This is a genomic window from Paenibacillus allorhizosphaerae (assembly GCF_042659105.1).
GTDB classification, from domain to species: Bacteria; Bacillota; Bacilli; order Paenibacillales; family NBRC-103111; genus Paenibacillus_G; species Paenibacillus_G allorhizosphaerae.
The window spans coordinates 15,095-31,386 of record NZ_JBHSRV010000029.1; the positions used below are offsets into that span (position 1 = coordinate 15,095).

The 16,292-nt window shown below is 49.8% G+C and carries 10 protein-coding genes and 2 pseudogenes; 10 read left to right on the forward strand and 2 right to left on the reverse strand.

Annotated features, from left to right (window positions below):
• Positions 1–33 precede the first annotated feature (33 nt).
• The 9 genes and pseudogenes from ACFQI7_RS35995 (at position 34) to ACFQI7_RS36035 (ending at position 13,203) form a co-directional block, all read left to right on the forward strand.
• Positions 34–321 (forward strand): fibronectin type III domain-containing protein, encoded by a 288-nt coding sequence (locus tag ACFQI7_RS35995; protein ID WP_377518476.1) that lies wholly within the window; start codon positions 34–36, stop codon positions 319–321.
• Between the two features lie 22 nt (positions 322–343).
• Complete coding sequence (locus ACFQI7_RS36000; RefSeq protein WP_218103283.1) at positions 344–589, forward strand: OmpL47-type beta-barrel domain-containing protein; 246 nt, start codon at positions 344–346, stop codon at positions 587–589.
• A 788-nt stretch (positions 590–1,377) separates the two neighbouring features.
• Positions 1,378–4,059, forward strand: a complete 2,682-nt coding sequence (locus tag ACFQI7_RS36005; protein WP_218103402.1) for an FIMAH domain-containing protein — start codon at positions 1,378–1,380, stop codon at positions 4,057–4,059.
• A 194-nt stretch (positions 4,060–4,253) separates the two neighbouring features.
• Positions 4,254–5,705 (forward strand): extracellular solute-binding protein, encoded by a 1,452-nt coding sequence (locus ACFQI7_RS36010; RefSeq protein ID WP_218103401.1) that lies wholly within the window; start codon positions 4,254–4,256, stop codon positions 5,703–5,705.
• 653 nt (positions 5,706–6,358) lie between these two features.
• Positions 6,359–6,487: pseudogene (locus ACFQI7_RS36015) on the forward strand (ammonia-dependent NAD(+) synthetase); the annotation flags it as partial.
• Positions 6,470–6,805 carry a redoxin domain-containing protein gene (locus ACFQI7_RS36020; protein ID WP_329958316.1) on the forward strand — a complete coding sequence of 112 codons (336 nt, stop codon included), beginning with the start codon at positions 6,470–6,472 and terminating at the stop codon, positions 6,803–6,805. The pseudogene ACFQI7_RS36015 and the gene ACFQI7_RS36020, both read left to right, overlap by 18 nt.
• A gap of 603 nt (positions 6,806–7,408) precedes the next feature.
• The gene (locus ACFQI7_RS36025) at positions 7,409–8,407 is read left to right on the forward strand and encodes a stalk domain-containing protein (RefSeq protein WP_218103400.1); all 999 of its coding nucleotides are present in this window, start codon (positions 7,409–7,411) and stop codon (positions 8,405–8,407) included.
• A gap of 485 nt (positions 8,408–8,892) precedes the next feature.
• Positions 8,893–10,247, forward strand: a pseudogene (locus tag ACFQI7_RS36030) (IS1380 family transposase).
• 898 nt (positions 10,248–11,145) lie between these two features.
• Entirely contained in the window at positions 11,146–13,203 is a 2,058-nt protein-coding gene (locus ACFQI7_RS36035; protein ID WP_218103399.1) for an ATP-binding protein, read from the forward strand.
• 97 nt (positions 13,204–13,300) lie between these two features.
• Here the strand turns inward: ACFQI7_RS36035 and ACFQI7_RS36040 are convergent, their stop codons facing one another.
• Positions 13,301–14,140: a hypothetical protein gene (locus ACFQI7_RS36040; protein WP_218103398.1), complete on the reverse strand. Its 840-nt coding sequence runs from the start codon at positions 14,138–14,140 to the stop codon at positions 13,301–13,303.
• A 114-nt stretch (positions 14,141–14,254) separates the two neighbouring features.
• Positions 14,255–14,452 (reverse strand): hypothetical protein, encoded by a 198-nt coding sequence (locus ACFQI7_RS36045; protein WP_218103397.1) that lies wholly within the window; start codon positions 14,450–14,452, stop codon positions 14,255–14,257.
• 780 nt (positions 14,453–15,232) lie between these two features.
• Here ACFQI7_RS36045 and ACFQI7_RS36050 point away from each other — a divergent pair.
• The coding region (locus ACFQI7_RS36050) for an IS110 family RNA-guided transposase (RefSeq protein ID WP_377518481.1) at positions 15,233–16,292 on the forward strand (1,060 nt) is incomplete at its 3' end.

The following is a 16,292-nucleotide window of genomic DNA, read 5'->3' on the forward strand; positions in this document are numbered from 1 at the left end:
TTGATAAAAACGTAACCATTATTATTGAGCTCCTTGATACGACGGCTCCCGCTTGGTCCCTCGAAAGCACCTAGACCGCCTCGGACATTACGGAAACGGGCGCGCGACAGCGCAATCGATAACGTTGGCATTGCCGGGTACAGGCTTTATCAGGGCGAGAGCTTGCATACGACCGTCACAAGCACGGTTTACAATGTTACGGATTTGAAGCCGGGTACGGCTTATACGTTCAAAGTCGAAGCTATGGACGCTGCAGGCAATAGGAGTCACAATGGGCTCTTCGTTACATTCACCACCCGAGCGGATGTAACGGCACGGTAACTACCGTTAAGTCACGCCCGTCTTGTTGCCAGACGGAAAATACATCGCCAGTCTAACGGCAGCGATGACGGCCGCCGACAGCGGTTCCGGGGTATCCCTCACGACGTATCGTCTGAACCGCAGCGGTCCATGGATCACTTATACTTCGCCGTTTACGATCTATGCCGCGACAACGCACCCATTGGAGTTTTACAGTATCGATAACGCCGGTAATCAGGAGCTTAGCTGGGTAATGGATTGTAATAAAGGAACGCTAACGCAGACGTAAAGAGGTCGTTTGGACCTCTTGTCTTGTTAATTGTTGACCGCGGCGTTCACCCGTGTGTACTCACCTCGGCTGTAACGATACAAAGAGAAGCGAGACACGTTTGTCTCTGCGTCCCCTGAGAAGCATGTTATGAGGTGACGAGAACTTGATCTCATTAAATACCGCGTAAATCGCGGTATTTTTTGTTATATGGTATTAATTTCTTATCATAATCAAAATTGTGGTTCCGATTGTATTCTATTTGGGAATCACAATGTTTTAAAATATTATTCAGTTTATTGATTCCATTTACAAATTTAAAATACATAAAATGCTTGAAACATAAGAGTTCTATGTGTTCTTTTTTACTTTTTTACAATTCTGGAAATAAACCAATTGACAAAAATTATTGTGATTTTTACAATTAAGTAGAGATAAAATGGGAACCACAAAGGAATCAACACAACAAGAAAAATACAGCCGTCAAACGATCGACAAACGCAATCCGATCGGGGGTGATCAGGGTCTTTCGGCAGAAACAGGATGATTGTGAAAAGCGCAATCATTTTTTTGTTGGGGAGTGCAACAATCAATGATGGATTCCTCGCGAAGCGGGACAAGACAGGATGGAACGGCTATACCTTTTGGTAATAATGAAACGACAGCGACGAATGGCTTAGCGATACGTTAACCTTATTGGAAGCGGTGATGAGCTAATGCATGTCCGAAAAATAATGAAAAAAGGTTTAGTTTGCTGCCTTGGAACGCTATTGTGTTTCTTTTCGGTTTTCGTCCCGGTGAATGTTGGCATGGCCGGTTCAACCACCGCCGTTCCGCTTGCGAATGCTGGCTTCGAGCAGGAGGTTGCCGGGGGCGTGATTCCCGGTTGGAAGCAAACGTACGGCAATGGCGTCACGGCTGTTACATACGGAGTTGTAAGCGAAGTCAAGTATAGCGGCAACTTCAGTCTGCGACTGGATGACCGATCCGCTACGTCCACGCTCGGACTGGAAAGCGATAAGTTTCCCGTGACTGGCGGGGTGAGCTATTCCGCTTCGGCCATGTACCAGGTAGAGCGCGAGAGACTGGCGATCTATTTACAGTTTTTTAACGCCGCCGGCACCCGCGTCGGCAACACGTCGAGCTGGGTCGATCCGGGGGGAGACGTCTGGATCAAGGGAAGCGTCTCCGGTACGGCTCCGGCGGATGCGGTAAGCGGCTCGGTGCTGCTGTATTCTTCTTCGACTGGACAGGGGGCGGGATATGTGGACGATGTGAAAGTGGAAGTGAACCCGATCGGGACTTTCGAAAATTTGGGAGAGCCGATTTTAAACTTCATCAACCAAGATGCGGCGATCGGGAAGGAGCAGGGCAAGGATGTGGCGTATGCCGTAGTGAAAGGCGCGAACGATAGCACCGTGTTCGCTGTGTTCGACCTGCTGAGCGCAAAAGTGATCAAAACGATTCCGATGCCCGGCGTTACCGGAGCTTGGGGGGTCAAAGCGGCGAGCGACGGCAAAATATATGCCGGCACTCACTATGACGGTCATCTGTTCCAATATACGCCGGGCGGCGACAGTCTCGTCGATCTCGGCCGATTGGGCGAAGAGACGCATGTATGGGCGCTGGTCGCCGGCGCGAACGGTAAAATCTACGCGGGCACTTATCCGAATGCGCATGTATTTGAGTATGACCCCGCGACGAATCGCGTTAACGATCTTGGGCGGGTGCATTCGACCGAGAAGTATGTGCGCTCCATTGCATACGATTCGGACCGCAACGTACTGTATGCTGGCGTCGGCGGATCGACGGCCGGAATCGTTAAGATTGATCTTGCGACCGGCAGTCGGCAGGAAATTTTGCAGCGGCTGCTGCCGAGCGTTTATTCGAATTACGACTTTGCCATGAATATGGGTTATGCGCTAGGCAAGCTGTTCGTCAGGCTCGACAAGCCGGATCATCTGCTCATCGTAGATGCGGCTACGGAGACGGTCGAATACTACGATCCGAACGGTCTCGGCATGGGATCGCGGACGCTAGCTACAATGCCGGGGGACAATCAGAACATTTATTTCGGCGGATACATTTTGCGCTCCTACAACATTTCCACCCGGACGTTCGCAGTAGAGTTTTCCGATCCTAATGCAAGAGCGGTCAACTTCTTTGACGGCAAATTCGTTCAGCTGAACGAACCGTCATGGCCGGGCTACACGTTTATTGGCGTCAGCGAGAAAGGCCAAATCATAATGAACAACAAGCAGACCGGTGAGCTGTCTACGAAACAGGTGGACAATTACGGTTCGCCGATCTTGATCCAAAGCATGCATACCGGATTCGACGGCAATATTTACATTGGCGGTTACTTGGGGGCTACGGGATTTACTTCGTATCGCCCGTCTGACGGGACATTCACAGAGGTTCAGCAGTTCGGCCAAGTTGAGTCGGTTGCGAGTGTCAACAATAAGTTGTACATCGGTACTTACGGCAATGCGAGGGTATATGAATACGATCCGACCGCAGCGTGGACTTCTACGAATCCTCGCCGGGTAGCCGAACTGGTGAAGGACGGCCAGGATCGTCCGTTTGCGATGGTAGGCGTCGATTCGCTCAATAAGCTTTATGTCGGCTCAGTTCCCGATTACGGCTCGCTGAGCGGGGCGTTGACGGTTTATGACGTACCGACGCGGAAAGTGCTAGTATTCAAGGATATCGTTCACAACCAAGGCGTCGTTTCCCTTGTGTACAAGGATGGTTTTGTATATGGAGGGACGACAATCTACGGCGGTCTCGGAACTAGCGGTCCATCGGAGAAGGAAGGTAAGCTCTTCGTATTCGATACGGCGACGAACGCCAAAGTGTTCGAGATTGCTCCCGTTCCCGGACGAAAAGTTGTAAGCGGCTTGCTGGCCGGACCGGACGGCATGATCTGGGGCGTAGCCGAAGATACGATTTTCAAATTTGATCCGAATACGCGTCAGGTCGTATACAAAGTGGCGAAGCTAGGCCGTTACGGCACGGGTACCGTCTGGGTCGATGCATTCCTTAAGTTAAGTGCGGACGGCAACGTGTACGGGACGAACCGGCAAAAAACATTGTTCATGATCAAGCCGGATACGATGGATTTCGTTGTTATCAAAAACGGCGCAGGCAATTACTTGTCACAGGATGCGTACGGCAATTTATACATGTCAAACGACGCTACCTTGTGGAAATATACGCTGCCGGCGGATGAGCAGTCCATTGCCGATCTGCTGCGAAGATCCGCGGAAGCTGGACAAATGCCGCAACCGGTTCAAGCGCAGTTGACGAACGCTTTGCGCCAGGCTGTAGATCAATACGGCAAGCAGCATAAAGAGCAGGCGGTGCAGCATCTGCGCGATTTTCTGAAGCATCTTCACAACCCGGATTTCAACTCGTCCGTCTCGCCGAAAGCGAAATGGCCGCTGGATCAGCAGGTGAGAACACTGATTGCCAACTGGGAGTCGAAGTAGGAGCACCGCTATTGCGGCTTGCACGGGTTGAACAGAAATAGAAAGGACAATAACCGGTTGCCGCTGAAGTGCGATATGGCGGCAGCCCGTTGTATTAGTTAATCCAAAGCAGGGAGGCTCGGACTCTTCTTGAAGCCGCCTGCAAGTTCGAGTATGCTAAAATACATAATATATGGCAAATGGTGGCGGTCACAGTGGAAGAGTCGGAAAAACCGAGTCGCAGGACGTTTCAGACGCGACTCGATCATTTGGTCGATACAATTCGGTGCGAAATCATGAGCGGGACTTACAGTGAAGGCGATTTTTTGCCCTCAGAGAAAGCTTATGCGAAGCAATACCGGATCAGCAACAAGACGGTGCGTCAAGGGCTCGAAGTGCTCGTAGCCGAACGGCTGATCGAGAAAATACCACGTGTGGGCAACAAGGTTGCCCGGCTTTCCCGCGAGGATACGACAGTGATCAGGTTCGGCTGTCATACGTCGCTGTTTCAGGAAGCGATGATGAAGACGCTGATCGGGGAATTTCATAAGCAGCACCCTGGGTTCCGCGTCGAACTGGTTCCGTTTCCATCCGGGCTGCTCACCTATCCAATGGTGAAATCGATGGTCGCTGAAAAAGAGATCGACGTGTTTACGATGAATTACAACAGCTATGACGATTTTCGGCTGAACGATGCCTTTGACGAACTGGAAACGCTCGATCCGAATCCCGCCGTTTATCCCTTTCTAAACGAATCGGTGACGCATGAAGGCCAATTGAAACTGCAGCCGTTCGTATTTTCGCCTCTTATTTTGTGTTACAACAAGGATCATTTTCGGGAGAAGGGCGTGATGGAGCCGGACAGCAGCTGGCGCTGGAACGTGCTGTTCGAGCAGGCGTCGATGCTCGCGGTGGAGAACGAGCGGCTCGGTTTTTATTTCCATTTTCCGTCAAGCAACCGGTGGCCGGTATTTTTGCTGCAAAGCGGTATCCGTTTCGATCGCAACCCTTCGGGACGTTCCGCCGGCAGCACCGAGCAATTGAAGGAAAGCCTGCGTGCTTGCCGGGAATTGATCTATTTGCAAAACCGCTTCCCGTTGTTTCTATCGGAGAAGGATGGGGACGCGGAAGAGCTGTTCTTCAGCGAAAAAGTATCGATGATCATGACGACGTACCTGGCATTGAATCACTATGAACGCCGGACGAAATTCGAATACGATATCGCGCCGTTGCCTTACTTGAACGACCCGAAGACGCTGCTGCTGATGATCGGGCTGGCCGTGAGTGCTCAATCAAAGGTAAAAGAGAGCGCTCTGCGCTTCGTCGACTTTCTCGTGTCGTACCGGGTTCAGCTAATGATTCGCCAGAAGACGCTTAGTATACCGAGCTTGAAACCGGCTGCAGAATGGGGTGGCAAGGAGACGATGTACCGGCCGTCGCGGTTCCCGATGTATCGGGACATCATCCCAACGTTCCGATCGTTCGCCGCCCTGAACATGTCTTCATCGGAATTGTACCGATTTTATCGCGAGGCAAAGCTGTATTGGTCGGGACTAGGGACAGAGGAAGCCGTCGTTAAGCGGCTGGAGCGATTGCTGTACAAGCGGCGGGAAAGCACCGACGATCTATCAAAGATGGCCTACCATGGGAGTCATAGCGGAGAATAAGACATGCACGGAGGAAGAAAAAATCGAAACACTCCGTACGCCGGAGCAAGGGTGGGGCGGTCAATGGAGCAAAATAAGCCGTATAGCCTTTGCTACATCTTCTACCCACTCATCTATGCAGCCAACGAAATAACGGATGTCGTATGCCACATGGCGGCAGTTTGAATAAAAAGGAAGTGTATAGCTTGATTTTGTTAACATAACATTTATTATGGAAACAGTGAGTAGCCAAGAATCCCAGATACAATATGACCAGACCGATCATTACAATCGGCCACATGGATTAAACGCTTCTGCGCGAGATTTGCAAGACGTGGTCGAACTGACGGCAGCCGGCGCCATGCCATGGATTACTCGGGCCTATGGCGGCCGAGCTATCGGCATACATGGCGAACCCCATGCAACGGCAATGTCCGGATGTCCGGCGACACAAACATGAGTGCTATTAGATCCCCGTCAATTGGGGATTTTTTATTATATCGATACGCTGGATGCAAAGCTTCAGGCTGTTGAGGATGCGCTAGAGTCGATGCCTGATTCGGAGGAATGGACGCAGCCACTTAAGATCATTGAAAATAAACAAATTTACCGGATGAGAAAATAAACAATTTTACTATTTTCAAATAGACTGTCGAATGCCCACCAGGGAAATGGGTCTTCTCGTGATCGGAACCGATCATTCTGCAGAAGCTGTAACAGGGTTCTTCACAAAATATGGGGACGGTGGAGCAGACGTTCTTCCGCTTTCGGGATTAACGAAACGGCTGGGGCGTGCACTCCTGATTAGCCCGCAAAAGCCGGATCATTCGTTATCCCTTCAGGAAAAGGAAGGATTGGAATTTCAGGTCCTTAGCGATCCGAACGGCTTGGTAACGGCCAAGTACAATCTGCTCTTCGATGTTCCGCCGGGAGTAAGGGAACTCATGGAAGGTATCGGACTCGATCTTGCGGAGTACAACAATACCTCGAAATGGGTTTTACCGGTTCCGGCTACATTCATGATTGATGAGAGCGCCATTATTCGCTCCTCCTATGTCAATCCGAATTTCATGGAGCGTCAAAGCCCGGAGGAAATTTTGCGAGAGCTAAAAAAGTTGTAACGTTTTTGCATCATTTTTGCCGTACGATAAGACCTGACATATCCATATATGCTGGTGATAGGGGAAGCTAATATGGCTGGGTTCAGCGACAATCGGAGCGGGCGCACGAGCAGGGCTGTATTCCCTGGTCGTGCGTTTACATAGCTCACAAAGGCCGCAGACGTCCGGCGTCTTGCTTCATTTGATGTTGGTTACGGCGTCAGGACGCCGATCGAAATTGTATGTCACATATCTTTACTGCCATCAATTCCCTAATGATACATTTTGTTTCACGCTTGATGTTGCATAGGTTATACGCGGGTGCTGTCGACTGCTCATTCTGATCACATTTTATTATGACAATCGACAGTCATTCCTCGTCACACTCTCAAAAATTACTTCAAAAGCTCCATGAACTCTTGATTGATACGGAATATAATGGATGTGGCTGCTGCGCTGAAAAAATTGGTGTAGCGGATGTAATCATCTGTTTTTTGAAAAGGAAAGGAGATTTTCATTATGGCCCATTTCCCGTTTCACCGGTCTATCAAGTTATTCTTCATCCTTGTTCTCCTATTGTCACTTCCAATACCGTCTGTTTTTTCCGAGGGGACGGTCGTCCGTGTGTACTTCGAAGGAGAACCGATCCATTTTACGGATGCACAGCCGCTTATTAAAGAGGGTAGGACACTCGTCCCTTTCCGAAAGCTGTTCGAGACCCTTGGATTTTCCGTTGAGTGGATCGATACCGGGCAGCTGAAGCAAGCTGTGGGAACGAGAGACGGCTTGGAAATTCGGTTAACCATCGATCATAACGAAGCAAAGGTAAACGGCAGTTCCATTCCTTTGGACGTACCCGCACAGATCATCGATAGCAGTACCATGGTTCCGCTTCGCTTTGTCTCGGAGAACAGCGGTTATCAGGTCACTTTCTCCACCACGGGAAGCGAAGCCTCCGTTCAGATCCGTACAGCCGTCTCGAATACTCTGGTAGAGCCTTATGTCGTTAAGGGGCGAGTCGTCGATGCCAACGGCAAGCCCGTAGAAGGAGCCGACATCTTCGCGGATAACCAGCTTCTCTACAACAGTAACCTGCTTACCGTTACCGATGTGAACGGGTATTATCGGATCGAATTGCCGCTTTTGGCCACGACCTGGAATATGGGCGGCTCCCATACCTTAGAAGGATATGTCGTGGACCTAACGCCCGAGATCGACAAGCCCTTCGCGGGAAATACAGGCGCCATCCGTAATTTCACCATCGAATCGGAAACCGTCAAGGGAGAGCTGTATCTTTATATGGACTTGAATAGCTTCATAGAGGGGTATAGGGAAGACCAGGTAGAGTTAATTCTTACCCCGGTCGGTCCGTTGGCGGGTGGAAGCACCGGCAAAGTCATCACTGGGCATGGCCATAATTTCCCGGGCGGTTTCGGCATGAACGATGTGCCGGTCGGCACATATAAGGTGACTGCCAAACATACTTCAACTGATGGTGAATCCAAACAACTTCTCGTCCGTAAAAGAAACGAAGGGCAGTATGCTGAGTCGGCAGAAATTGAATTCAGCCCGCTCGTTGAAGGAATTTATCAGGCTGAGGTTGAAGTGAAAGTCCCTAAATAATTGAAAATTGTCGGCTTCCAGGTGGAAATCCCCCCTGCGGAACCTACGTTTTTTCGGCTAACAGAAACACTGTGGATCCGCGGAATGGAGGGGCGCCATCTCAATTGTTCAATCTGACGAAATTATGATAAAAAATCATCGAAAAAAAGCACCTTAATTTATTTGGTGCTTTTTTTAATCCTCCTAGGTTGTCACGCTGGTTTTGATGTCATGGATTCGGCTAATCAATCATTATTTGTATCGTCCGATAATTTGCCGCCACGACGTTTCGTCGTCTACGACGACACAAACTCTATCCCTTTTTAGTCGTGTAGGACTGAAGCAAGCCTAGCAAAGTTAATTAATATGGTTTTTAAATATAAAATCGATGTGAAATTAAATCATCTAACATGTTTAAAGCAGGCATTTATAAACAAACAAGAACCTGAATCCGTGAAAGTGAATATATGAAAACAATAGAATATGAACGCCCGGTGGGTGTAATGATGAAACCGGTACGATTCAATCTGGACCAGTCGATGGAAACGCTGACCGCACATTCTGGTTTAGCGCTCATCGGCTTGCTTCTTTCACATACGCGAATATCCAAACGTCTCATAAAATACAAGTTGCCTGCTGTTCATAATCCAACAGTATCTCACCCCGATGTTTTGTACGCTTATCTGGGTCTGTTATGTCAGGGGAAAAGTGATTTCGATCACATCGAGCCTTTTCGCGAAGATAAATTTTTCGCCAAAGCTCTTGGCATTAAGCACGTTCCTTCATCACCGACCCTCCGTCAGCGACTCGACCTGGCTGCAGCCGCTAGTTATGACTGGCAAACGATCTTATTGGAAGAGTCCTCCGACCTGCTTCGCTCGCTCGAAGTACCCTTAACGCCGGTGACGTTACACGAAACGGAAAACAGACTTCGTCTTGGTTACCGTTAGATCTCGACGTTTCGCCGTTCGACAATGGCTCCACACAGAAGGAAGGCGTCTCCCGAACCTACAAAGGGACCGATGGCTACTCTCCTTTTTTTGCCTATCTTGGACAGGAGGGTTACGGCGTCAACGTGAATCTGCGTGAAGGCAGCACGCATGTTCAGAAAGAGGCAGCGGCATTTCTTCAGCATAGCATTGAATATAGTCGTCAGCTGACAGATAAGCCTCTTTTGGTTCGGATGGATGCCGGGAATGATGCGATTGAGAATCTGAACATATGCCTGAATGAGCAGGTTGACTTCATCATTAAACGCAATCTGCACCGTGAGTAGCCGGAAGAATGGTTGGCGATTGCCAAGCAGGATGGCATGTGCTGTGAAGAGCGGGACGGCAAGCGCGTCTATCTGGGCGCAATGACTTGGGATGACAAAAAATTGGCACGCCCCATTCGGGTCGTTTTCCGCGTCCCGGAGCGAACCATTGAAGCCGACGGGCAGATCCTGCTTACGCTGATCGTGGAGGCCGAAGTATACTGGACAACACTTGCTTATGCTCCTTCACAAATCATTGGCCTGTACCGTGACCATGCGACAAGCGAACAGTTTCATAGTGAGCTCAAGACCGATTTGAACTTGGAGCGTCTGCCTTCAGGAAAGTTTGCTACCAACGATCTGGTATTGTGCGCCGGGCTGTTGGCTTATAATCTGCTACGAGCCATCGGTCAGATCTCTCTGCAAGCGCCGGACGCTCCAGTGAAAACAAAGGTTACAAGGCGGCGAGTCCGAACGGTGATTGAAAATCTGATCTGGCTAGCCTCTCGGTTGGTTCAGCATGCACGGGAAACCAAGTTGCGATTTGGTCGTCACAGTCCGTGGTTCCCGACCTATTGCCGTATCTATATAGCGCTGTCGGGCTGACAAGCAACTTCTCAAGTTAAGATCAGACTTCCCAAAAGGGTGGGTCTGTTTGCACCTGCAGTTATTTTGTTCTTTAGTCCGTTGCTCCATCAATTTCCACAAAAACCATTGCGGGGGCGTTTGAAGAGTCTACTTTCAACAATCTTTCACGGATTCAGGAAGAAATTACAATGACAAGTTATGGAAATGTAGAACTAGAAAAACTAATTAATGACACCATCACAGCGATGGGGTTTTTGTCTGTCGGGGGAATGGGATAAAGTTCTTGTCAAATTCCCCTGACAAGAACTTTATCCCATACCCGACAATACGACGGGTCAAGCGTTTTGTTGTTACAGGGGGAGGGGCGTATTGTTGGATATAGTTCTTGCTATTTTTCTGTGACATAAATTTGATCCCATGCCCCAACAAATATTACAGTCTATTTCGATACGGCGGAAGGCTGATTGCCCTTGATCGATTTAAACACGTTGCTGAAATACGAAATATCGTGAAAGCCACCCAATCGGCGACTTCAGTTACGGCAAATCCGCCGATGGACAACAACATTTCAGGCATGGCTCAATGTAATAATTAATAAAGAAACGATAGATAAAACATTGCTTAATGGATTCGATGAATCTGAAGGAATATTAACTTGGATGCATCGCTTCTGAAATGCAATAGGTCGAAGACATTATGGAAATAGTACTCTTTTCGGTTCTAACTTCATATTAGTGATGTTATACTTTAATCGAGGAACCGCCCAAAGGCGAGTTCCTCGATTGTTCAAGCTTGTTATCAAAACTTCCGCGCATTTTAAGCTGGCCATATTCGCTCCGTTACATGAAGCGAAGGTGCTTTCCCATCCCAGATTATGCCCCAAAGAGACTATCGGAACTTACGAAGGTGATTCCCAATGAAGCTAAGCGAGAAACTGATTCGTACAGAACAAAACCGTTTTGTAGGGCGGGGCCCGGAATTGGAATTGATGCACAGGCACGCCGCTGGGAAATGGGAATGGCAGTGGCTGCACATCCATGGCCAGGGCGGCATCGGTAAGTCGACGTTGCTTTCTCGTTTCAAATCGGAGTGGACCCATTCACGGAGCTTATTACTGGATGGAGGCAGGGGGATCCACCGGAAGGAGGATGTGCTCGAGATGCTCTCCGAACAGCTTCAGGAACCGGGAGATGCGGGTCTCGACATCAATGCGGGGCACGATCATATTCTCCGCCGGGTAAATCAACTTTCGGAGCAATCGGATCGCGGGCTCATCCTCTTGATCGATGTGTTTGAAAAATGGCGCCCGGTTGAAGATTGGTTCTCGCAGTGGGTTCAAGAGCTAGAATCGTCGGTACGCATCGTCTCGGCTGGACGGCATCCGCTTACCGGGGCGTGGTTGCGTAACGGATGGGCGAGCTTGATCTTCTCGATGCCATTGCCGACGCTTACACCCGCAGACGTGGAAGGATATGCCCTCAAACGCGGTATCTCCGACAGGGAATCGCAGTCCCGCCTGGTTCGGTTCTCCGGTTGCGTTCCGCTTGCCATGACGCTGGCCGCCGAAGTCATCTTGCGGGGAGACGGTTGCGAAACGTTCGAGCATAAGGAACAAATTCGCCTGATCACGGTTTTAATGGACGAGTTGCTTCATGGACTGCCACCCGCCGTGCGCAGGCTGTTCGAAGCGGCAACCGTGATGTGGCGGTTTAACGAGGAACGGCTCATATCAGTATTGGACGGAGAATTCGATGTGGAGACGTTCCGCGAGTTCGTTAGCTTGCCGTTCGTCATCGCGAATAGCGACGGCTGGATGCTGCACGATGCGGTCAGGGCATGGGCGCAAGACGATTTGCTCCGCCGCAAACCGCACTTTTATGAGCAAATGCGGCGGAAGGCGCTGAAGCATATCCACAGCGAGGAGAAGTCGAATGCGCAAATGCGGAATAAGCTGGGCATGGATAAACTGTACTTGCATGAACACCCGCTTGTCCGAAACACGTGCTTCTCGGGACAGCTGGACGATTTGGAGCTGCGGGAATGCATGGAGTGCGATTTGCCTGCCATACAATCGCTATATATTCGTTATATGAACGTTGTTGCTCCTTCCTCTCGGAATGAGCATCATTTGGAAGGAATGCTCCGTCCGATTTGGCATGCGGATCCGTCCTCCTACGTCACAGTCTGGCAGCAAAATCGGCTGATCGCGTTTTACGGAATGATTCCGCTGCATGAGCGTACATTGTCCGTGCTTGCGGACGAACCGCTGTTGAAGCCGTTCATTCGGGGCTTCAGGCCTGTCCCGAAGGCTTATTTATCGTGTTTTACGGCGATTGAGCCCGAGCTGGAAGGAAGCGCTCGCGCTTTTATCGTGAATTCGCTTATGAATCATTATCGGGCTGCGGAATGGCTGCTGACTTTTACATGCTATAAAGAATGGTTTTCCGTTTTCGAATTGTGCGGGTTCGTACGGGCGGCCTGGGCCGATGCCGCAACCGTATTCGGAACGGAATACCGGGCGTTTGCGCTCGATCTCGCTCACGAAGACTTTCTGGCCATACTGGACAGGATGCTGACCCATCGCATAGAAGAACAGGAGACCGAGGCCGAAACCGAAACGGCGCAACCGCCGGACGTTCACCTGCTCAAACAAGTGCTGCGAGCGTGGTCCCGCCTTCCTCGCGAATCGACATTTGCCGACGCCTACACCCGCCTGTATCCGCATCGGACAATGACCGGCGAATCACAAGACAACTCGGGACGCAGCATACAGCAGGACGTTCTCGGTATGATCGCTCGCCTAGCGGAAGGCGACCATCGCGAGCAATTATGGGCTAAGCTGCTCACCTATGCCTATATACAAGAAATTCGTCCGCACGAACGGGTGGCCGAGAGGCTGGGTTTGTCGTCCGCCACTTATTACCGGCACCTGAACAAGGCGCTGGAGCGGTTGCATCAATTATTGTCCGGGTGATTGCGCGACCTGATGAGCTGCTGCATACGAAGGACGAAAAGCGGTCAGAACAGCCGCGGCGGGTGCGCCTTGGCTGTTCTGATTCGGCTGTGATCAGTCAACCCGACAAATATTCGGCCATGCGCTCGGTCAGCGGAATGCCGGACAGCAGCTCCACGAACAAGTATTGGCCGCTCGGATTGATTTCGAGAAACACATATTCACCTTCGGGGGTCAGACGCAAATCGATAGCGCCGTAAAACAAACCAAGACGTTCCAACAGTGCTTTCAATCGGTATTCAACTTCCTGATCCAACCGGTGAGGCCGAAACGGCACCGAGTGGTCAAACCGCCAATCTAGCGGCGAGCTTCCCGATTGCGAGTCGATCTCGGCAGCGTATAAATCAGGACCAATCGCTGTCACCCGAATGTCCAGGCGCGCTTCGATCTTTTCCTGGAATATGGCGGGACATGCCGTCAGCACATGGAGACGCTCAAGATCGGAGGGCAGCAAATCTTTGGTCGCCGTGAGGGGGCGCGGCGCGGAACCGATCCGTTTGTACACTAGCGCATACCCTTCGTCTGCAAATTCCCGGACGCGCTGCGCATCGTTGGTGACGATCGTCCGCGGAATCCGCAGTCCGAGCTTGTGCGCCGCCGCAAGCTGAATCCCTTTTCTGGCGGCCAATCGGTTTGAGGAGGGCAGATTGACCCAACGAACGTTTGCAAAACCTTCAAGGCCTTCGATGAAATGCTCCCATTCGCTGCGTACAAATTCCGAGATCTCCCCGACACGTTGTTCCGTCGGCGCATCAGGCAATCTCGGGCGTCTCCACCAAACGGTCCGCGTCTCGGACAGCCGGATCCGTTTGCCCGAATCCGTTACGATTTCCGCATCCAGCTGTCCGTTCAAGCTCAACGTAAGCCTGTTCTCTTCATTCAGCCGAGAAAGGTCCACCCGTTCGGCCTGCACATGCTTCCGCGATAATAGTTCACACACGGATTCTGCATGCAAATCATCAGGAAAAGAAACGATTAAAACCATATGGGTTGACATGGACAACTGTTCACTTTAACAGAACGGACCGTCTACATCGCAATAGCCGTCACCTACATCGATTGTTTTGGTAGTGTCGGACATTCTCTCTTTATCGGGCAATCCCATTTTGGCGGCAAATTCCTGCGCCAGCACGTTCACTCGCTTTTCACCCATTCTTCCTCTCGCGCTGATCGGCAAAGCTTCTCCTCCGAGCGTAAAAATATGCTCCATGTTCCATCCTCCTTTTGTTTTAACGGCTTTCCGGGCATTGAATCGTTTAGAAGCGGCATTTCCCTGCAATGCGATAAGAGCGGAATCATCGGGCTGCGTCGCTCTCCGCGTTCCCTCACGATTCTTGATCAATGTAACGGGTATCCGCTCTCAAAAACAATATCATGATACTCTCTAATTTCCGTCGGTATATGGAAACAAGGAAAAGCCGAAGAAATCGAACAAAGATCATCTAATTGTAGATGGAACCAAAATTCGAGGGTGGAGGTCATTGAATCTCATTGTGAGTAGGTGGCTGGAGGATATTTTTTGAAGGAGAATTTGAGTTTAGGATTGTATAAACAGCACTTACAACAACAGCGCCGCCACGCTTGAGCAGCAGATCCGGGAGATCCAGCAGCCAAAGGACGACGGAAAGAAATAGGTGCCTATTTTGTGAAGATGTCTGAACCTTTCTTTCAAGAAGTTGGGTATCTTTTTCGAGAAAATTAAAGAAAAGTGAAGAACGGCCCTTTCGCAATCGATGCGAACAGAGCCGTTTTTTGGCCATTGTTCCACGGAGGAAAAATCCCCTGTGGTGGTGAAATTCAGTGAGACTTGAAAAAGCTAAGCAGTAAAGTTAATGCTGATACAAGTTAATGTAGTTAATAACTGCCAATGGCGTTAAGCTAAACATTCCTGTTAAGGCTAAGAAATCGCCTTTGCCAAAAAAGGAGCGCCCCGGTATGATGGGTTTGTCCAAGGGTTCGAAACCCAACACCATCAAGGAGGCGCTCTTATATGAAGTTTAACCAATCACAAAAGCAAAATCAACGAATTGAACGAATCAGTACCTTTCACCTTGTTGTAGGTATCGATATGGCCAAAGAGACTCATGTCGCACAAGCAACGAACTATCGCGGGATCGTACTTACAAATCGCCATCTCTCGTTTAGTAATAACATAGAAGGATATGAAAAGCTGAAGCGTTGGATAGAAGGACTCCAGCAAAAGAATCGATTAAATAGCGTTATTATTGGCATGGAGCCAACAGGACATTATTGGTGGAACTTAGCGAACTGGCTTACCATCAAAGAAATTAATGTTGTTCTGGTGAATCCTGCGACGACCAAAAGAAACAAGGAGAATCGGGATAATTCTCCTTCTAAAAGCGATCCGAAGGATGCACTTGTCATTGCAGATGTAGTAAGTCGCGGCTTCTACTATGAATACACACAACAAAGTCTAGTTTTCCAAAGGTTACGCACCGTGATGAGCGACAGAGAGTTTTGGGTAGCCTATAGTGTCCGACTGCAGAATCGGATTATCCGTTGGTTGGATATTCGCTTTCCGGAGTATACATCGGTGTTTAATGATTGGACTTGTAAACGTTCAATGGCGACATTGAAAGAACTGCCATCGCCGCAAGATCTCGCATCGTTTTCCGTGGCGGATTTGATTACGACGTGGAAGAAGCATATGAAAAGAGCAGGTGGCTCTACGGGGATACAGAAAGCCGCTGAGCTTATTGCTCTGGCTAAAAAGAGCGTGGGAGATACTACGGCTCTAGACGAAGCAAAGCATGATTTAAAGCGGCTCATTGAAGAGTATGAACGTATCTTGGATATGCTGGAGGAAATGCAACAGCGGATCCTCGCTTTACTTAGTGAGATCCCTATTGCCGGTCAGCTCCGATCATTGAAGGGGCTAGGTCCTATCTTTGTGGCAGCCATTTTGGCCGGTGCCGGTGATCTTAGACAATACGCACATGGACGACAGTTGCTGCGAAAAGCCGGCCTTAATCTGGCCGAAAGCACGTCAGGTAAGCGAAAGGGGCAGATTGTTTTGTCGAAACGCGGGG

Coding starts and splice junctions, on each gene's coding strand:
- ACFQI7_RS36005 (WP_218103402.1), top strand. CDS start 1,378: ATGGCCGGTTCAACCACCGCCGTTCCGCTTGCGAATGCTGGCTTCGAG.
- ACFQI7_RS36035 (WP_218103399.1), top strand. CDS start 11,146: ATGAAGCTAAGCGAGAAACTGATTCGTACAGAACAAAACCGTTTTGTA.
- ACFQI7_RS36045 (WP_218103397.1), bottom strand. CDS start 14,452: ATGGAGCATATTTTTACGCTCGGAGGAGAAGCTTTGCCGATCAGCGCG.